This is a genomic window from uncultured Bradyrhizobium sp., from assembly GCF_947648125.1.
In the GTDB taxonomy this organism is placed as follows: Bacteria; Pseudomonadota; Alphaproteobacteria; order Rhizobiales; family Xanthobacteraceae; genus Bradyrhizobium.
Genome location: NZ_CANSMR010000021.1, coordinates 19,022 through 38,172 on the forward strand (window position 1 = coordinate 19,022; position 19,151 = coordinate 38,172).

At 66.5% G+C, this 19,151-nt stretch carries 15 protein-coding genes; 2 read left to right on the forward strand and 13 right to left on the reverse strand.

What is annotated here, in order from left to right; genetic code table 11:
* Positions 1-19: 19 nt before the first annotated feature.
* Entirely contained in the window at positions 20-1,291 is a 1,272-nt protein-coding gene (locus tag Q0030_RS29210) for an ROK family protein (protein ID WP_298375055.1), read from the forward strand.
* Between the two features lie 79 nt (positions 1,292-1,370).
* Positions 1,371-2,129 carry an SDR family oxidoreductase gene (locus Q0030_RS29215; protein ID WP_298375058.1) on the forward strand — a complete coding sequence of 253 codons (759 nt, stop codon included), beginning with the start codon at positions 1,371-1,373 and terminating at the stop codon, positions 2,127-2,129.
* Between the two features lie 132 nt (positions 2,130-2,261).
* Here the strand turns inward: Q0030_RS29215 and Q0030_RS29220 are convergent, their stop codons facing one another.
* The 13 genes from Q0030_RS29220 to Q0030_RS29280 form a co-directional block, all read right to left on the reverse strand.
* Complete coding sequence (locus Q0030_RS29220; protein WP_298375061.1) at positions 2,262-4,631, reverse strand: xanthine dehydrogenase family protein molybdopterin-binding subunit; 2,370 nt, start codon at positions 4,629-4,631, stop codon at positions 2,262-2,264.
* A gap of 15 nt (positions 4,632-4,646) precedes the next feature.
* Entirely contained in the window at positions 4,647-5,105 is a 459-nt protein-coding gene (locus tag Q0030_RS29225; protein ID WP_298375064.1) for a (2Fe-2S)-binding protein, read from the reverse strand.
* A 14-nt stretch (positions 5,106-5,119) separates the two neighbouring features.
* Positions 5,120-6,010 carry an FAD binding domain-containing protein gene (locus tag Q0030_RS29230; RefSeq protein ID WP_298375067.1) on the reverse strand — a complete coding sequence of 297 codons (891 nt, stop codon included), beginning with the start codon at positions 6,008-6,010 and terminating at the stop codon, positions 5,120-5,122.
* Positions 6,010-7,023, reverse strand: a complete 1,014-nt coding sequence (locus Q0030_RS29235) for an ABC transporter permease (RefSeq protein ID WP_298375070.1) — start codon at positions 7,021-7,023, stop codon at positions 6,010-6,012. Before Q0030_RS29235 ends, Q0030_RS29230 begins: the two co-directional genes overlap by 1 nt.
* Entirely contained in the window at positions 7,016-8,032 is a 1,017-nt protein-coding gene (locus Q0030_RS29240; RefSeq protein WP_298375073.1) for an ABC transporter permease, read from the reverse strand. The genes Q0030_RS29235 and Q0030_RS29240 overlap by 8 nt, the downstream gene beginning before the upstream one ends.
* Positions 8,029-9,567, reverse strand: a complete 1,539-nt coding sequence (locus tag Q0030_RS29245) for a sugar ABC transporter ATP-binding protein (protein ID WP_298375076.1) — start codon at positions 9,565-9,567, stop codon at positions 8,029-8,031. Before Q0030_RS29245 ends, Q0030_RS29240 begins: the two co-directional genes overlap by 4 nt.
* Before the next feature lie 79 nt (positions 9,568-9,646).
* Complete coding sequence (gene torT / locus Q0030_RS29250; protein WP_298375079.1) at positions 9,647-10,753, reverse strand: TMAO reductase system periplasmic protein TorT; 1,107 nt, start codon at positions 10,751-10,753, stop codon at positions 9,647-9,649.
* Positions 10,754-10,866: 113 nt separating this feature from the next.
* Positions 10,867-12,828 carry a hydantoinase B/oxoprolinase family protein gene (locus tag Q0030_RS29255; protein ID WP_298375081.1) on the reverse strand — a complete coding sequence of 654 codons (1,962 nt, stop codon included), beginning with the start codon at positions 12,826-12,828 and terminating at the stop codon, positions 10,867-10,869.
* Positions 12,829-12,831: 3 nt separating this feature from the next.
* Positions 12,832-14,856, reverse strand: coding sequence for a hydantoinase/oxoprolinase family protein (locus Q0030_RS29260; RefSeq protein WP_363323511.1), 2,025 nt, complete (start codon positions 14,854-14,856; stop codon positions 12,832-12,834).
* 193 nt (positions 14,857-15,049) lie between these two features.
* Positions 15,050-16,009 (reverse strand): helix-turn-helix domain-containing protein, encoded by a 960-nt coding sequence (locus Q0030_RS29265; protein ID WP_298375086.1) that lies wholly within the window; start codon positions 16,007-16,009, stop codon positions 15,050-15,052.
* A gap of 105 nt (positions 16,010-16,114) precedes the next feature.
* The gene (locus Q0030_RS29270) at positions 16,115-17,080 is read right to left on the reverse strand and encodes a LysR family transcriptional regulator (RefSeq protein ID WP_298375088.1); all 966 of its coding nucleotides are present in this window, start codon (positions 17,078-17,080) and stop codon (positions 16,115-16,117) included.
* A gap of 210 nt (positions 17,081-17,290) precedes the next feature.
* Positions 17,291-18,268: a biotin-dependent carboxyltransferase family protein gene (locus Q0030_RS29275; RefSeq protein ID WP_298375090.1), complete on the reverse strand. Its 978-nt coding sequence runs from the start codon at positions 18,266-18,268 to the stop codon at positions 17,291-17,293.
* Entirely contained in the window at positions 18,258-19,133 is an 876-nt protein-coding gene (locus Q0030_RS29280; RefSeq protein WP_298375092.1) for an allophanate hydrolase subunit 1, read from the reverse strand. Before Q0030_RS29280 ends, Q0030_RS29275 begins: the two co-directional genes overlap by 11 nt.
* Between the last annotated feature and the right edge of the window lie 18 nt (positions 19,134-19,151).

Below are 19,151 nucleotides of genomic sequence, written 5' to 3' on the forward strand. Positions count from 1 at the left end.
GCGAATTAAAAAAGCCGGCATGAATGAGCAGTCCGAACCGCTGAGACGTGCTTCAAGTCTGGCCCGCGGATCGAACCGCGGCCGTCTCGTCGAGGTCTTGCGGCGTCAGGGGCCATTGCCGCGCGTCGAGCTCGCCCGCAGCACCGGGCTGAGCTTTCCGGCCATTTCGGCCATCACGTCGAAGCTGATGGCGGAAGACCTGCTGTGCGAAGCCGTGACGGATGCAGCGACGTCGTGGCCGGACGATACCGATGAAGAGGATGCGGATGGGCTGAACGGCCGCCGCCGCGGCCGGCCGGCGGTCCTGCTGACCCTCAACCCCGAGTTTGGCCGCATCATCGCCGTCTCGCTGCGCATGAACCTGATCGAAACATTGATCGCCGACTTCAGCGGCGCTGCCCTGGCGCAATCGCGGCTCGAACTCACGACCCGTGGGCTCGATGCGGGCGGGTTGTGCGATCTCGTGATCGCGCAGATCGAGGCCATGCTCGATGCGACGGCCACGCCGCGGCATCGGTTGCTTGGAATCGGGATCGCGCTGCAGGGCATCGTCGATGCCGACACCGGCCGGCATCTGTGGAGCCCGGCGCTGTCGATCACCGACGTCGATCTGGCGACGCCGGTCCGTGAGGCATTCGGCGTCGAGGTCGTGATGGCGAACGACGCGGTCGCGGTGGCGCTGGCCCTCGTGGCCGCCGAGCCGGCGCTGGCGCAGGGCCTCACGGCGACGCTCATGGTTGGTCACGGCATCGGCATGGGCATCGTTGTCGACGGTGAAGCACGCTGGGGGGCCGGCGCGGGCAGCGAGATCGGCCATGTCAAGTTGACGCCGAACGGCCCGCAATGCCGCTGCGGTCAGCGCGGCTGCATCGAGGCCCATCTCGCCGACTATGCGCTCTATCGCGACGCCCGCACCTTTCTCGATTTGCCACCGGCGGTGTCGCAGCAACCATCGGAGGCGCAGATGGCTCTGTTGCGTGCGCGGGCACGCGCCGGCGATCCCCGTCTCGAGCAGCTATTCCGGCAGGCCGGCCATGCGCTTGCCGAGGCGGTCGCCACGACGATCTCGGTGCTGCGCCCGCATCATTTGATCCTCGCAGGTCCTGGCCTGCAGGCGTTCGACATGATGCGCGCTGCCTATGAGGAGCGGCTCGAGCAGGCGGTGTTGCCGTGGCTGCTCAAGTCCACCGCGATCCATGTGCGTCCAAGCGAGTCGGCGACGATTGTCGACGGCATGGTGCGGCGGACGCTGCGGGTGGTGGACCGAAACTACATGGAGACGACCGAGTGAACCTCGGGGGCTGTGGCTCCTGGCTTGAGCCGCAGCAACGCAACCGACGCGCTTCAGGCGCCAAAGCGAGAGAATGCCAATGCAGGGTGCCATCTATCCAAGCCTCAAGGACCGGACCGTCCTGGTAACCGGCGGCGGTTCCGGCATCGGCGAGGCCATTGTCCGCCAGTTCATCGGTCAAGGCGCAAGGGTCGGATTCATCGATATCGATGTGACGTCCTCGGAGCAGCTGCTGTCCGATTTGGGAGCGCATGCCCGCGTGCACTTCGAACACGCCGATCTGCGCGACATCGGCGCGCTGCGACGCGCGGTTGCCGGCATCCGCGAGGCGCTCGGGCCGATCACCATTCTGGTCAACAATGCGGCGCGCGACGACCGTCACGCGATCGAGGACGTGACACCGGAATTCTGGGACGAGCGGATCGCCGTCAACCTGAAGCATCAGTTCTTCAGCGCCCAGGCGGTCGCACCGGACATGAAACAGGCAGGGGGCGGTTCGATCGTCAACATCGGCTCGGTGAGCTGGGTGATCGGTCAGGGCAACATGCCCTGCTACACCACGGCGAAATCAGCGGTTCAGGGCCTCACCCGCGCGCTGGCCCGCGATCTCGGGCCGCACAACGTGCGGGTCAACTCCATCCTGCCCGGATGGATCATGACCCGGCGACAGCAGGATCTGTGGTTGACGCCCGAAGGTGTGGCCGAGCTGATGCAGCGCCAATGTCTCAAGCGCAAGCTCGTGCCCGATGACATCGCCCGCGTCGTCCTGTTTTTCGCCGCCGACGACAGCGGCGCCTGCACCAATCAGAGCCACATCGTCGACGGCGGCTGGGTCTAACGACACGGCCGACCGCGTTGTCGAGTTGGACGGACCCGCGGCGAGCCTGAAGCGAAGCTGCGCCGGCTGGTGGTTCCCATGCTGTCGCGAAGGCAAATGTCAGGAAGCGGCCGGCCTGCCGCCAGCGTGTTGCTATGTATTGGGAGCTGTCTGATGCGAACGTATCAGATTGTCGGCCCACGCATCGGCAATGTGGGGAAGGGTCAGATCCTGCTTGCGATCGAGCAGCAGTTCGAGCACGCGCGGCGGGGTCAATGGAAGCGCCTGGATGCGCTTGCCTGTGGCGTTTGCAACCGCGCAGGCGACGGCCGCTCCGACGTTCAGGATCGGCACCTCGCCGGCACCCTTGGTCCCGAGCGGTCCGATTGACGGTGCACCCTCGTAAAGACTGATCTCCACCGGCACGACATCGAGCGCCAGCGGCACCCGATAGGTCTCGAAACCGCTCTGGCAGACGCGGCCGTTGCTGCCGATCGTGACTTCCTCGTGCAGCGCATAACCCAGCCCTTGCACGACGCCGCCCTGGATCTGGCCATGGATGGCGCGCGGGTTGAGCGCGCGGCCGACGTCCTGCACCACGCGATAGCTGAGCACCTCGACATGTCCGGTTTCCGGATCGACGGCGACCTCGCAGTCGTGGACGGCGAAGACGGGGATATCGATCGCGTCGATGAAATGTCCGGCCACGCAGCCCGGCATCGCCGGCACGCCGGCGCCGGTGAAGGCGCCGGTGCCGGAGACCGGGCCAGCCAGCGCCTGGGCGCGGGTCGCGACCTCAGCGACGGTCCGGCCGGAGCCTGGCGCGCCGGCGATCTCGATCCGTCCGCCGCGCATGACGAGATCATCGGGCGCAGCCTCGATCATCTCGGAGGCGACCTTCAGGAGCTTCGTGCGCACCTCCTGCGCTGCCGACAGGCTGGCCGCGCCGAGCGAAACAGTGGTGCGGCCGCCGCCGACGCCGACGTCGTAACCGGCCGCATCGGTATCGGCGGCGCGGACGATCACATGCTCGGGTGCAATGCCGAGCGTGCTGGCCACGATCTGCGGCAGGCTCTGCATCATCGAGCCGGATCCAATCTCCACGCCCGACGTGACCAGCGTCGCCGTGCCGTCGGCATTCATGTTCACCGTCGCGGCCGATGGGCCGACGAAGACGAACCAGGTGCCGACGGTGGTCGCGCGTCCATAGAGCCGGCCGTCGGTGCGCGCTGGCGGCCGCGCTGCCGCATCGCGGAGCGTATCCATCCGCTCGAGCATCGGGCCGAGCACGTCGCCCTCGAATACCTGGCCGGTGGCGCCGAGATCCTTGTCGCCGAGCACATTGCGGCGGCGGAAGGCAAGCGGATCCATTCCGATCCTCGCCGCGATCTCGTCGGTGTGGCGCTCCAGCGCAAAGGTGTTGTAGACGCCGTTGCAGCATCGGAACGCGCCATTCGGCGCCGTGTTGGTATAGACCGCGCGCGAGACCATGCGCACGCTTCCAAGCCTGTAGTTTCCGCCGAGCGTGTGCGCGGTCATGGTGGTCAGGAAGATCTGTTCGCCGCCATAGGCGCCGCAGTCCATCAGGACGACCGCCTCGCGCCCCACGATATCGCCCTCGCGCGTCACCGCCGAGCGGATGCGGATATCGGCGTTCTCGCGGAACAGGCAGGTCAGCATCTCCTCCTCGCGTGAATTGACGAGGCGCACCGGCCGGCCGCTGGCGCGTGCGAGCAGGGCAGCGAAGGGTTCAACGGCCAGATCAAACTTCAGGCCGAAGCCGCCGCCGACCGGCGGCACCGTGACGCGGACCTGCGACGCAGGCACGCCCAGCAGGCGCGCGGTCGCATTGCGGACGCTCCACGGAACCTGCGTCGACGTCTCGATGTGGAAGCGTCCATCCTCGTAGCTCGCGACGACTGCGCGCGGCTCGAAGGCCACGTGGTTCTGCCGGCCGACGCGAAAGCAGCTTTCGATGATCTCGACCTCGGGCCGGGCAAAGGCGGCATCGACGTCGCCGCGCACGACTGTCGCCTCCCAGGCGACGTTGCCGCCGCGCGCGCTGCCTTCGAGCAAGACCTCATAGCTGCGCCAGTCCGGATGAACCAGTGGCGCGCCGGATGCCAGCGCATCCGCCATGGTCAAGACTGCGGGCAACGGCTCGATCTCCACGTCGATCGCCGCGAGTGCGGCCTGTGCCTGCGCCAATGTGGCGGCTGCGACCGCGGCGAGCGGCTCGCCGTCGTAGCGGATGACGTCGCGGGCGAAGAGCGGGTGATCGGCGATGCCGATCCCGATCATGCCGGGCGCATCGGCCGCCGTCACGATCGCACGCACGCCCGGCATGCGGGCGGCCCTGGAGGTATCGAGGCGAATGATCCTCCCCGCCGGCACGCCGGCGCGCAGCACTGCGGCGTGCAGCATGCCCGGTAGATACCGGTCGATGGTGTAGCGGGTGCGGCCACGCAGCTTGTCGGCGGCGTCACGCCGGCGCAGATCCATCGTCGCGGAAACGTCTGACATCCTTGCGTCTCCCGATCATGTCGTGGCCAAGGCGAGCAGTGTCGCCTCGACGATGCGTTCATAGCCCGTGCAGCGGCAGATATTTCCGGTCAGCGCCATCACGATATCGTCGCGGGTGGCACCCGGCCGGGTCGTCAGCAAATGCGTCAGGCTTACCACCATGCCGGGAAAGCACATGCCGCACTGGACCGCATCGCTGGCCTCGAGCGCGGCCTGGATGCGGTTCAGCATTCCCTGAGGTGCAAGGCCTTCGACGGTACGGATCTCGCGGCCGTCGGCCAGCGCGGCGGGCAGCAGACACGAAGGCGTGGGTTCGCCGTCGACCAGCACCATGCAGGCGCCGCAAAAGCCCTCGCGACAAACAGGTTTCGCACCGGTCAGATGCATCTCTTCGCGCAGGATGTCGACCAACGGGGTGGCAGGATCGGCCGCAGAGGAGAGACGATCACCGTTGACGGTCAGATTGAATCCCATGTCATCTCCGCGCGTCATGAGCCAAGTGCAGCGATCGCGGCGCGGCGGACGAGGCCGGGCAGCACGCTGAGGCGATACCAAGCCGGCGCATCGACGCTGTCGCGGCCGACGAACTCGTCAGCCAGTTCGGCCGCACGGCGCGCCGCTGCTGCGGCGTCGAGTGGATGTCCGATCAGCGCCGCTTCAAGCCGAGGCCAGCGGCGCGCGCTCGGTTCGACCGATCCGACCGCGATCCGTGCCGCCTGGACGCGGTTCGCCGCATCGATGCCGACCGATAGGCTGACGATGGCGACCGGATAGTCGCCCGCTCGGCGCAGCGGCAGGCGGGCATGGGCCGTCTTGCGCTCTACCCGAGGTACGATGATCCGTGTCACCAGGCGGCCGGGTGCGAGTGTTGAGCGGATCGCGAGGAAATCCGCCAGGCCGATGCGCTCGTGACCGTCGCGGCCGGAGATCTCGACATCGGCATCGAGACAGAGCAGCGCCGGCACGCAATCCGCTGCGGCGAATTCCGACGTCGCGAGATTGCCGCCGATCGTCGCCATCGCGCGGATCGCGGGGTTGGCGGAGCCTCCGGCGGCTGCTGCGAGGCCGGCAAATTCCGGAAGGCCGGCCAAGGCACCCGCAAGCGCCGCGTGCGTGACTGCCGCGCCGATCTCGATGGCCTTGCCGCCGATCCTGACTGCGGTCAGCTCGGCGATCCTTCCGATGGCGACATAGTGGGTCCTCAGCGGCTCGTGCCGGATCGGCGATCGCATGATCCATGTGCCGCCGGCCAAGGGAGCGCCACCGGCACCGTATTCGCTCAGTGCGTCGAGCGCTGCGGCGAGCGAGGGCGCCACATTGATCGACGCCGGCGCATCGCGCGACGAGACCGGGATGTTCTGGATGGGAGAGCCTGACATCATTGCCGCCGCTCCTGCCGCAGGCGATCCAGCAGCACGCCGATGATGACGATCGCGCCGAGCACGACCATCTGGACGTATCCGTCGATCCGGGTGAGGTTCATGCCGTTGGAGAGAATGGTGATGAACAGGGCGCCGAGCACGGCGGTGCCGACGCCGCCGCGGCCGCCTGCCAGGCTCGTCCCGCCGACCACGGCGCCGGCGATCGCCTGCAGCGAGAGCGCGCCGCCAAGGTTCGGTTCACCCGATCCGGTCCGCGCCGTCATCATGATCGCACCGAGCGCGGCAAGCCCCGAGCACAGCACATAGGTTGCGACCAGGATGCGCTTGACCGGCAGGCCGGCGACCGCCGCGGCACGCGGGTTGGTGCCGATCAGATAGAGCGACCGGCCGAACACGGTGCGCGCCAGCAGCAAATGAAGCGCGATGCCGACCGCGAGGGTGATCACAATCGCCGCCGGCACGCCGAAGATGCTGCCGCTGTAGAATATCTGCGAGAACGGTGCCGGCACGCCTTGCACCGGCCGTCCGGACGAAAGGGTGGTCGCAATCCCAATCGCGATGTTGTAGCTGCCCAACGTCGCGACGAAAGGATTGACTCCGAGCAGCGCGACGACCACGCCGTTGAAGAGACCACACGCGATGCCAAGGGCGAAGCCGGCGCCGAGCCCGGCGAGCAGCACGGCGCCCGCGCCGTGACCAGACGCCGTGGCGCCGGCCATCGCAAGCGCGCTGCCGACGCTGACCATCGACACCGTCGGGCCAAGTGCAAGGTCGAAGCCGCGCGTCAGGATGACCACGGTCTGCGCCATCGCGAACAGCGCCAGATAGCTGGTCTGCTGTGCGATGTTGAGCAGATTGGCCGGCGACAGCACCCCGCGGTCGACCGCGGCGAAGCCGAGCAACAACACTGCCAATGCGATCGGCAAGACGGCGCTCCAGAGCCGGCGGCCGAGTGTCAGCTTCGGCCGATCGGTGTCCTTGGCGGCAACGGTCAATTCGAGATCAGACACGCGGCTTGCTCCGTCGGCTGAGTTCGTCGAGCGCCACGGCTGCGACCATGATGATGCCGAGGAAGACCGGCTGAAGCCGCGAGTCGACGTGCAGGAGGTTGAGTGCGTTGCCCAGAATCGTGAGGAACAGTGCGCTGACGGCGACAATCTCGATGCGCCCGACGCCACCGCGCAAGCTGACGCCGCCGATCACGGCGGCGGCGATCGATTGCAGCATCATGCGATCGCCGCCGAAGCTTGCCTGGCCGGAGCCGACCTGTGCCGTCAGTAGAATGCCGGTCAAGGCCGCAAGGACGCTCGAGACCACGTAGGTGCCAACGATATGGCGCTGGATCGTCACGCCCGACACCACGGCGGCGTCGGCATTGCCGCCGATCGCGTAGACGTAGCGGCCGAACAGCGTACGCCGCTGTGCAAACACCATCACCAGGATCACGATCAGCGCGATGTGGGCGGCGGTCGGCAGACCGAATGCCTGGGCGCGCCCGAAGCCTTTCACGAATGTCTCCGGCATGCCGTAAACGGGGATGCCGTTGGTGATCATGAGGCCGACGCCGGCGGTGGCGGACATCGTGCCCAGGGTCACCACGAAGCCGGAGACCTTGAGCTTTGCTACGCAGAAGCCGTTGACGAGCCCGACCGCGACGCCGCAACCGAGCCCGGCCGCGACCCCGCTTGCAATGATGAGGGCGTTGGAGCCGGGAAATGAGGCCGCGGTGGCCGCCATGGTCTTGGCCGTGACGACGCTCGCGAGGGCGACCACCGCGCCGACCGAGAGATCGAAGCCGCCTCCGATGATGACCAGCGCCTGGCCGCAGGCAACGATCGCCAGCAGCGAGGCGTTGCGCAGGATGTTGAGGACGTTGACGATGCCATAGAACTGCGCGTCGACTGCCGACATGCCGGCCACGAGCACCACAAGCAGGGCCGGCAGGAGCCCGATCCGGCCTGCGATCGACCGGAGGCTGACCGAGCCCCGTGGCGCTGCGGCGACCAGGGCCGTGTTCATGCGACCTCCGCGGCGAGATGATCACGGAAGAAGCTCGAAAGCACATTCTGCTCGGTCTTCTCGGCGCCCGTCAGCTCGGCGGCGATGCGGCCCTGATGCATGACGTAAAGCCGGTTCGACAGCGCCAGCACCTCGGGCAATTCAGACGACACCACGATCACGGCAGCGCCGGCCTCGACGAGACGCTTCATGAACTCGTAGACTTCGAGCTTGGCGCCGACGTCGATGCCAACGCTCGGCTCGTCGAACAGGAACACGGTCAGCTCGCGCGTCAGCGCGCGTCCCAACATCACTTTCTGGCGGTTGCCACCCGACAGGGCGCCGGCGCTCCGTTCGATGTTCGGCGGCCTCAGCTGCAGCTGCTCCATGATGCCCGCGACCGTCACGCGTTCGGCGGTTTGCTTGAGTATGCCGAAGCGGGCGAAGGCGGGCAGGTCGAGCCCGGTCATCGACGCGTTCTCGCGGATCGGTCGGGACAGCGCGAGCCCCTCGGCGATCCGGTTGGCGGGGAAGTAGGCGACGCCGCGCTTGAGGCTTTGTCTTGGCTTTGGAAATTCGTAGGGCGCGCCGTCGATCCGGATCGCGCCGGTTGACACGCGCTCGATGCCGTAGATGGCGCGGATCAGCTCCGACTTGCCGCAGCCGACGAGGCCCGCGATGCCGGTGATCTCGCCGGCCCGGGCATGGAAATTGACCCCGCGGACGCTGCCGTCGGCGAGCGTCAGGTTCTCGACGTCGACCATCACCTTGTCCGGCTGGTGGGCGATCGCCGGAAACAGCAGGTCGATCGTGCGGCCGGTCATCAGTTCCACCAGTTCGCCGTCCGTCGACCTCGCGGCATCGAGGGTCCGGATGTGGCGGCCGTCGCGCAGCACCGTCACACGGTCAGCAAGGGCGCGGATTTCGCGCATGCGGTGCGAGACGTAGATCAGTCCGACATTCTGGCTCTTCAGGCGCGCGATCAGCTCGAACAGCCGCCCGGTTTCGCGTTCGGTCAACGACGCGGTCGGCTCATCTAAAATCAGAAGACGCACGCGGCTGAGCAGCGCCTTGGCGATCTCGGCCATCTGCTGATGCGCGCGGGACAGGTCGTCGATCCGTTGCGCGGGATCGAGGTCGAAGCCGAGCTCGTCGATCAGCGCCCTGGCGCGCTTGCGCATCTCGCGCGCGCGCAACATTCCGCCGCGCGTGACTTCGCGGCCAAGGAACAGGTTCTCTTCGACGGTGAGGCTCGGGATCAGCGAGAACTCCTGAAACACCGGACTGATACCGATCTCTCGCGCGCGCTGCGGCGTCAGATGCTGGATTTCCTCGCCGCCGAAATGGAACGTGCCTTCGTCGGGTGGAAACGTACCGGATACGACATTGATCAGGGTCGACTTGCCGGCGCCGTTCTCGCCGAACAGGACGTGAAGTTCGCCGGCACGGACATCGAGGTCGACGCGGTCGAGCGCACGGACGCCGGTGAATCGCTTCGATATCCCCCGCAACTGAAGCAAGGGCTCGGCCGGCCTCGGGTCGATCTCGACGTTCATCCGCTTCTCCGTTGGCCGCGAGCCAGCAGGCAGGAGCATGCTCCCGCCTCGACCGTTCAGACCGGCTGCTTGACCATGCCTACTTGGCCTTGACCGAATAGACCGGCGTCCAGCTCGCGGGCGCCAGCACGAGATCCATCTGCAATTTCGGCACCGTGGTCTTGTCGATCACCGTGGCCACCGGCTGGACCAGGCTCATGACCGGCTTCTTCTCGATGAGACGCACCGCCTGGTCGATCGCGATCGCGCCTTCGCCGACGGGATATTGGGTTGCGAAGGCGAGGATGTCGCCGCGGTTCAGCGCGTCGAGCATGGCCTGGTTTTCGTAGGACGACACGATCTTCAGGTCGCTTCGGCCCGCCTCGGCGACGGCACCGATGGCAGCTTCGGCGGTGGGGGCGGTGCCCCAGATCACGTTCATGCCGGGATAGGCCTGCAATGCGTCCTGGATCAACTGGAGTTGCACGGCGACGCCGGAGTCGCCGAACTTCTCGGCCAGAATCTTGGCGTTCGAGTTCTTGGCGATGGCCTTCTTGAACCCTTCATTGAACGATTCCGCCCAGCCCGAGCCGGCTGGACCGGGGAACGTCGCGATGTTGAGCTTGTCGCCGGGCTTGGTCTGCGCCAGCAGGCCCTCGCCGGTGACTTCGCCCATGGCGACGAAGTCGACGTAATTGGCCGCGGGCAGCGCGTTCGGCGGCAGCGGATTGGTGACGCCGACCACCGGCACGCCCTTGGCCTTGGCTTCCTCGAACTTCTTGCTGAGGCCCGCGCCGGAGATCGCGCCGACAATGATCCCGTCCGGTCCGCTCGCCATGCAGTCATCGAATTGCGAAAGCTGCTTGGGCAGATTTTCGTAACCGCCAGCCTCGTAGAGGTTCATGTTGACGTTCATCGCCTCGGCCTGTTTCACGATGCCGTAGGCAACGGCGACCCAGAAGCTGTCCTTCATGTGCGGAAACAGCACGCACAGCCTGTAGGGTTTCTCGGCCTTCGGCAGCGGCGTGTAGTCCGCCGGCTTCGGCGTGCCGGATGACGCATCGTACACCTTCATTGGAAACCACGGTGTCTCGGTCCCGGCCGCCGCCGGCGTGGCGGTGCTGGCAAGGGCGAGGGCCGCCGCGATGCCGAGCACGGAGCGGATCGGCGACAGTCGGTTGGAAGAAAGGCACGTCGTGATCGTCATAGCGCTATCCTCATGGTTTGAATGAAAGTGCAGGCGATGCGGGGGGAGGCGACGGCTTCGAATCCTCTTTTGGTGTGGACCGCGCCGTCTGCCGGCGCGGCTGCCGGTGACGATCAGCCCGCTTTCCACATCGCGACCGAGCGCCGCTCGAATGCTTCGCGGAATTGACGGGTGGATTCGGGAAGCAGCGCGCCGGTGCCCCAGTCGAGGATCACCGCGTGGCTGCGGATCACGTCGAACGCGTTGATCTCTCCGTTGCGGTAGCGCTGCGCCACCATTTCCGGATCGAATCGGACATTGGCGACGCGCTCGGAGCGGATCTTGGTCCGGAGCGCAGCGGTCGCGACCTTGTCGACCTCGTAGTTGCAGAGCTCGGCGTCGATGGTGTGCACCACGACGCCATAGTCCTTGGCGGCACGCTCGACCGAGACATAGTCGTCCTTGATGTCCTCGATCACGAGGTTCGGATCGCGCTCCAGCGGATCGCCGAACCCGCCGCCGCCGGCGGTCGGACGCGAAAAGACGTCGCCTTCGCCGATCGGCACGTCCGAGAAGATCGAGCCCAATCGCTCCTCGGCCGCGCTGCCGGCGCGCTTCAGGGTCAGGCCGTGCGGCATCGACGGCAGGCCGCCCTCGATGCCCCACACGATGGCGCGCTCACGGTCGCAGATATAGGAGATCACGGTCTTCTCGGCCTGCAGCATCCGCGACGTCTTCACCACACCGGCGCCGCCGCGCCATTTGCCGGGGCCGGGCGAGTCCTTGAGGATCTCGCATTCGGTGGTCAGGATCGGGTTGGCGCGCTCCTGGCCTTCGACCGGCTGTGACATCAGACCGGTGCCGAAGCAGGCGGTCGTGACATTGCTGCCGTCCTTGCCGTTGCGGCCGCCCCAGCCACCGGGCAGCCAGTCGTAGAACATGAAGATCGGCTTGTCGGTGCTGCGGGCGTCGAGACCGCCGGTGAGCAGATATTCGAGATTGAAGGCGCAGGCGAGCGCCCGCTCCGGCATCAGCTTCGACCACATTTCGTAGATCGAGTTCATGATCTTCTCGAATGGCATCAGGAAGCCGGTGACTGCGATCGGCCATTTGGCATCGACGATCGAGCCTTCGGGGGCGATGATCTCGAAGCAGCGGTAGAAGCCCGAATTGAGCGGCAGATCGGGGAAGAAGGTCTTCATGCCGGCGGCGACCGCGGAAAAGGTCGCGCCGAACGCCGAGTTGTAGATCGAGCCGATGGTCGGATGGCTACCGGTGAAATCGTAGATCGCGCGGTCGCCCTTGATCGTCATCTTGATGCGGATCGGGATCATGCCTTCGCCGCCGGCCGGATCGCGGTCGATGTAGTCGACGGTTTCCCATTCGCCGTCAGGGAGCGCTGCGATGCGCTGGCGTGCCGAGCGCTCGACATAGTCCTGCACGGCGGCAAGCCCGGTCTCGACGGTATCGCGGCCGTATTTGCCGACCAGACGCAGGATCTCGCGTTCGCAGACCGCGGTTGCTTCGGCCTGTGCCTGGATATCACCGATGATCGAGGCCGGGTCGCGGGTGTTGGAGGCGATCAGATGCGCGACGTCCTTGCGCAAGCCGTTCTTGTCGAACAGGCGGACCGGCGTGATGCGCAGGCCCTCGCGGAACATCTCGCGGGCGGCGACGTCGAACGATCCCGGCACGCTGCCGCCGACGTCCGACCAGTGCCCGTTGGACTGGCTGAAGGCGATGATCTTGCCGTCGGCGAAGATCGGACGGATCAGCCGCACGTCGGAAAAATGCGTGCCGCCGGCATAGGGATCGTTGATCGCGAAGACGTCGCCCTCATGCATGTCGCCTTCGAAATGGCGCATCACGTCCTTGCAGGTGAAATGCAGCGTGCCGACGTGGACGGCGATATCCTGGTTGCCTTGCGCCGCACATTCGCCGTTGGCGTCATGCAGCGCGCTCGAGAAGTCGCGGTTATAGATGACGAAGGAGTAGCAGGTCCGCAGCACCTGCTCGCCCATCTGGTCGACGCTGGTGATGAAGGAATTCTTCAGAACCTCGAAGGTTACGGGGTCGAGCGGGAGAGCTCCGGCCATGGTTCACTCCTTCACGCGGATGATGATGTTGAGATATTTGTCGACCTCGGCGGCGGCGCCGGGCGGCACGACGGTGGTCGCATCGAGCTGCTCGATGATCGCGGGGCCTTGAAAGGAGAAGCCGCAGGGCAGGTCGTCGCGCTGATAGACGGGCGTATCGAGCCCGCTGCCCTCGAACCAGACCCTGCGGCGGCTAACCGGCTCGGGGCTAGCGCCGGTTGGCTTGTGAACGGCAAATTCGGCCTTGGGAACCACTCCGACCGCCTTCAGATTGAGACGGAAGAAGCTGACCGGCGCGCTGTCGCGGCGGAAATTGTATTCGCGCTGGTGCTCGGCGTGGAAGCTCTGCACCAGGTCGGCAATCGCGCCGATCGGCTGCGGTGCGTTCACCGCGAGCGAACGCCACTGGCCGCGGTACATCATGTCGATCGACCGCTGCAGCACGATATCCTGCTGCGCGACGCCCTCATGGGTCAGCCGCGCGAGCGCGGCTTTCTCAAGTTCGGCGAACTGCGCTTCGATCTCGGCGGCGTCGGCGTCGGCTGCGTCGACCATGCAGCTCTGCGAGAAATCGTGCTGCATGTCGACGAGCAGGCATCCGAGCGCGGAGGTCACGCCGGGGTTGGGCGGCACGATCACGACGGGAATCGACAGCTCGCGCGCGACGTCGACGCCATGCAGGGCGCCGGCGCCGCCGAACGCCACCAGCGCAAAGTCGCGCGGGTCGTAGCCGCGACTGATCGAGATCAGCCGCACCGCATCCGACATGTTGGCGTTGGCGACCTTGACGATGGCGTCTGCGGCCTCGTGCAGGCCGAGGCCGAACGGCTTGGCGACGCCGCTCTCGACGGCTTTCCGCGCCAGCTCGGGGTCGAGCTTCACCTTGCCGCCGGCGAGGTCGGTGCCGAGCCGGCCCAGCGTCACGTTGGCATCGGTGTTGGTCGGCTGGGTGTTGCCGTTGCCGTAGCAGGCAGGTCCCGGATGGGCGCCGGCCGATTGCGGCCCGTTGCGCAGGGAGCCGGCCGGGTCGGTCCAGGCCAGCGAGCCGCCGCCGGCGCCGATGGTGAGCACCTCGATCGAGGCGAAGCGGATCGGATAGCCGAATTCGATATGCCAGTCCTTGGTGACGCGCGAGCGGCCCTCATAGGCGAGCGACACGTCGGTGGACGTGCCGCCCATGTCGAGGCCGATCGAATTGGGAAAGCCGCACAGGCCGGCGATATAGCGGCTGGCGATGGCGCCGGCGGCGATGCCGGAGCCGGCGAGGCGCGCCGCGAAGTCCTTGACGCTCGCCGGCGTCATCACCCCGCCGCCGGTGTGCAGCAGCAGAAGGTCGCGGGTGTAGCCCTCGTGCGCAAGGCGTTCGCCGAGCCGGCTCGTATAGTTGACCACGACCGGGCTCACGACGGCGTTGGCGACCGTGGTCGAGAACCGCTCGTGCTCGAAGATCTCGGGAAGCACCTGCGAGGAGATCGACACCGGAATGTCGGGCATCTCCGCCAGCAGGATGTCGCGCATCGCGCGCTCATTGGCGCCGTTGAGGTAGGCGTTCATGAAGCAGACTGCGACCGCGGCGACACCGCGACGCTTGAGGATGCGGGCCACGTCGCGCGCGGCCTCGACGTCGAGCGGTTCGATCACCTTGCCGCCGGCATCGACGCGCTCGGGCACGGTCAGGCGATCGCGCCGCGGCACGTAGGGCCGCACAACGTCCTTGTAGGTGTCCCAGAGGTCTTCCTTGTTGGCGCGCCTGATCTCGATGACGTCGCGGAACCCCTTGGTCGTGACCACGGCGGTGCGGGGCAGGCGGCGGGTGATCAGCGCGTTGGTGGCGACCGTCGTGCCGTGCGAGAACAGCGCCACCCTGGAAAGATCGATGCCGGCCTTGGACACGCCGCCCATGATGCCTTCGATCGGATCGCGCGTGGAGGAGGTCTTCTCGATGCGGATGAGACCGGTCGTCTCGTCCATAATGCAGATGTCGGTGAACGTGCCCCCGACATCGACAGCCACACGAAGGTCCTGCACCATGCGTCTTCCTTTCGAACAAGCGTTTCGCTGATCTTAGGCAGAGCGGCGGCCCGCCTTCTTGACGCTGAGCGCAGGAAGGCTTGTGCGAGAGAGCGAACCGCATGGCGGGCCACGCGTGCCCGGACCGGCGGCGGGTTGCCCGGGAAGCGGTCAGCCAAACGGTCAGGTGGGTGCGGTCGCGCTGCCGTGTTCAGGCGTTGCCGGCGCGCGAGGTGGCGCGCGCCTCGCTCGGGGTGCAGCCGAACCGGCCGCGATAGTTGCGGCTGAATTGCGCCTGGTCGGCAAAGCCCCATTGGTAGGCGATCTCGGAGATGCTCTTGCGGCAGCTCGCATCGCGCAGCAGGGCATCGCACATCGATAGCCGCTGGTTGCGGATGTAGGCGCAGACGGTCAGGCCCTCACCCTCGAAGATCTGGTGCAGATAGCGCAGCGAGATGCCGCAGCCGTCGGCGACCATCTGCGGCGTGAGCCGCATGTCGTCGAGGCGAGCACGGATGAACTGCTCGCAGCGCAGCAGATGGCCATTGCGCACCGAGGACGAGTGGCCGGTCAGCACACGGTCGTCGGATTCGATGGCCATCGCAAGCAGCTCGATGAGGTGCTTGCCCATCATCGCGCGCGCCGTCTCGTCCATTTCCTCGATCCGCTCACCGGAGAGGCGCAGCGTGTCGACGAACAGCGCGCCGACGCTGCGGCTGGCGTCGAATTGCAGCGTGGCGAGACGCTCGGGCCGCGAAATCCGGCTGCGCAGCACCGCGCTCGGGATCTTCAGACACCACAGCGCCGTCGGATCCTGATGGCTGAACTCGTAGGGGAGGTGGCTGCGCTCGATCAGGAACGCGCCCGGCCGGCAGTGCACGACCTTGCCGTCCTGCTCGAAACGGATTTCGGCGAGTTCGGGCACCGTGATCAGGAAGGATTCCTCGCGCTCGCTTAGGAGGTGCCGTTCATGGCGCTTGTACAGCAGGCCGTTGGCGATGTTTCGCGAGACCGAGAGGGGGCCCATCGACCAGGCACCGAGGCGCGCATTGAAGTCGCGCGTGCTCGGGAAGCGCAGGTCGAGCGAGTAGTAAGTCTTCGAGACGACCTCCTGCCAGTACTGGCGGCGGGTCTGCGACGGGATGTCGTTGGTCGTATGGGTGACTTGCATGTCTCACTCCCCGCCGCCGGCTGTGCCTCCGGTCGTCGTGTCCCGGCCAAAGTTTGGCGAGGACTGCCGGACGGCGTCAAGTCGAATAAAACGGAAACAGATATTCTAGATTTCGATCGCCTCCTCGGCCTGGTGCCGGTGATCCATGCCGACCGGAGGCCGGGCCGGCCCGACGCCCGCCACCGCAAAGCGCATGAAATCGCGGAACGCGGTCGCGGCGTCCGACTGCCTGGTGTCGCGCCGCCAGGCAAGACCAATATCCATGCTGGGCACCTCGTCCTCGATGACGCGGGTGTCGATCCGCTGTCCCTCAAGCGACCAGGGCCGGTAGATCAGGTCGGAGAGAATGGCGATGCCCATGCCGCCCGCGACCATTGAGCGCACGGCTTCGACCGAGGAGGTGCGGAAGATCGTGTTCGGTTCGAGCGAGGCGTTGCTCCAATAGCGCATCGAGGTGTGCTTGGCCTCGTCGACCGTGAGCATGACGTAAGGGTAGGTGGCGATGTCGGCGAGATGGACCCGCTCGGCGCGGGTCAGTGGATGCTCGGGCGCAAGCCACAGGCGGCGCGGCGATCGCAGCAGAGTCTCGCTGGTCAGCTTGGCGTTGTCGCGCAGGTTGGAGACCAGCATCACCGCGAGATCGAGTGCGCCGTCGACGATCGCACGCTCGAGCACGTCGCGCGGCGCCTCGAACAGCTCGATCGTGATGCCGGGAAAGCTTGCCTGGAAGCGTTTCTGGTGGCGCGGCAGGAAATAGCCCGACACGGTGTAGGTGACGCCGATGCGGATCGTCCCGAACAGCGGCCCCGCCGACATCTGCGTGTTCCGCACCGCTTCGGCGACGGCGGCGAGGATTTGACGGCCCTGGGACAGGAAGCGGCTGCCCTCCATGGTGACGGTCACGCCGTTCGGCGCGCGCTCCAGCAGGCGGGCGCAGACGGTCGCTTCGAGCTGCTGAATGGCCGCGGTGACCGCGGATTGCGAGACGTTGAGGTCGATGGCCGCCTGGCTGATGCGCCCGGTCTCGGCGGCGGCGACGAAGTAGCGGATCTGTTTCAGAGAAACGGACATCGCGGTTGTTCCGATGTTGCCTAACTCATGAGCGGTGTTTCTCAGCCCGGCTGCATTCGTTGCAACTCTCGTGCCGACAGGTGCGGTGCTCGCGGTGACGTCGATATCAGGCGTAGAGGCCGCAACCGACGGCCCGAAGCCTGGAATACGCGCGGTCACCCCGGATCGGTGGCCGCGGTCTTTGGCGGATAGCGACGCAGCTGCTGGCGGCTACGCCAGTGCGTTGTGCAGCTTGCCCAGCAACTCCGACCGGCTCTTGCGGGCCGCAAGCGCCTGGTTCATGTCGACCTTGACGAACTTCACCGGCGTGTTGGGTTGCAGCTGGCCGATGAGATCCATGTCCGCGGCGATCACGGTCCCGACCATGAAGTAGCCGCCGCCGGAGACTGCGTCACGATGCAGCACGATCGGTTCGGTGCCGCCGGGAACCTGGATCGAGCCGTAGGGATAGCAGGCATCGGTGATGTTGGACGGATCGGAGCCGGCGCCGAACGGCGGTTCGCGCGGAACGAATTCGAGCGGCTTGCCGCCCTTGAAGCGGTAGCCGATCCGGTCGGCCTCCGGCGCCACCTTCCAGGTGTCCGAGAAGAAGCCGTCGCCGGCCGCCTCGGTGATGCGGTGCCAGTAGAGACCGGGCATGGCGCGCAGTTCCGTCGGTATCCCTGCCGGCTGTCCGCGCAAATCCCTGGCAACGCTGCGTCCGTCCCTGCCTGTCGCGGCCGCACTGCCGATCGGCAGCTCGTCGCCGGCCTCGAGCTTGCGGCCCTTGAAGCCGCCGAGCGCGCCGAGCGCGTAGGTCGAGCGCGAGCCGAGGACGACGGGCACGTCGATGCCGCCGGCGACTGCGATGTAGCCGCGCGCGCCCTGCTTGAGGAAATCGAAGGAGAGGATCTGGCCGCGCTTCACCCTGAAACTGGTCCAGGTTTCCCGCGGCTCGCCGTCGAGTTTCGGCGGCAGCTCGGCGCCGGTGACCGCGACGGTCGCGTCCGCGGTGAATTCCAGCTCGGGTCCCATGAACACGGCCTCGAGCACGGCCGCACCTGGGTCGTTGCCGACCAGCAAATTGGCCGCGACCAGCGCGTGACGGTCCATGGCGCCGGAGAGCGGGATGCCGATGTGATAATAGCCCGGACGTCCGAGATCCTGGACGGTGGTCGCAAGACCCGGCTTCAAAACCTTAACGGCCATGGAGAACTCCATCGAGCTTGGCGTTGTAGGCATCAACGTCGCGGTTGAACTCGGTCAGCGAGAACGAGACGTCGCGGATCACAGGCGCAAAGCGGCCGGCGTCGACGTCGGCGACCGCTGCGTCATAGGCCGCCCGGTCGATCGGCTTCCACTTCACGATGTCGCCCGGTCGGAACAGGCACATGAAGTCGCGCAAATAGCTGATGTTCTGATTGGGATCGTAGATCGGCATCGGCGTGATGCCGAACATCTGATAGCCGCCGGCGCCGCGCACCGAGTAGATGCAGCTGAAGCAGCCGCCATGTCCGACGGTAAGCTTCGGCGTGTCGGTGCGCGGGCGCAGATATTTCGGCGCCTGAAGCTGCCGCTTGCGCTCGACCATCTGGTAGAGGAAGGGCAGGCCGGCGACGAAGCCGACCATCGAGACGAACCAGGGCGCGCTGGAATGCGCCCTGATGAAGGCGTCGACGCCATCGAGGCCGTTGATGCGCGCGGCGTATTCGAGGTCGGTCCCGTTCGGATCCTGATGACGCTCGCGGAAGCGCATCAATGTCTCATGCGTCCAGGGATCGTTGTAGAGCACGGGAATCTCGATGATCCGCGTCTTGATCACCGGTTCCGATTTCTCGGATGCGGAATCCAGCCGCTTCAGCTCGGTCAGGAGATCGTCCGGCTTGATCTGATCCGGATCGAACTTGACCTGATAGGATGCGTTGGCGGGGCAGATCTCGGTGACGCCCTTGATCTTGGCGTCGCGCACCGCATTGGTGATGAAGAGGCTCTTAAAAAAGGCCTCGAGCGACATCGCTTCGCCGACCTCGGCGAAAATGTGCTCGTCGCCGCCGAAGGAAAATCGAGTTTGCATGACTAGCGGCCTCCTGTT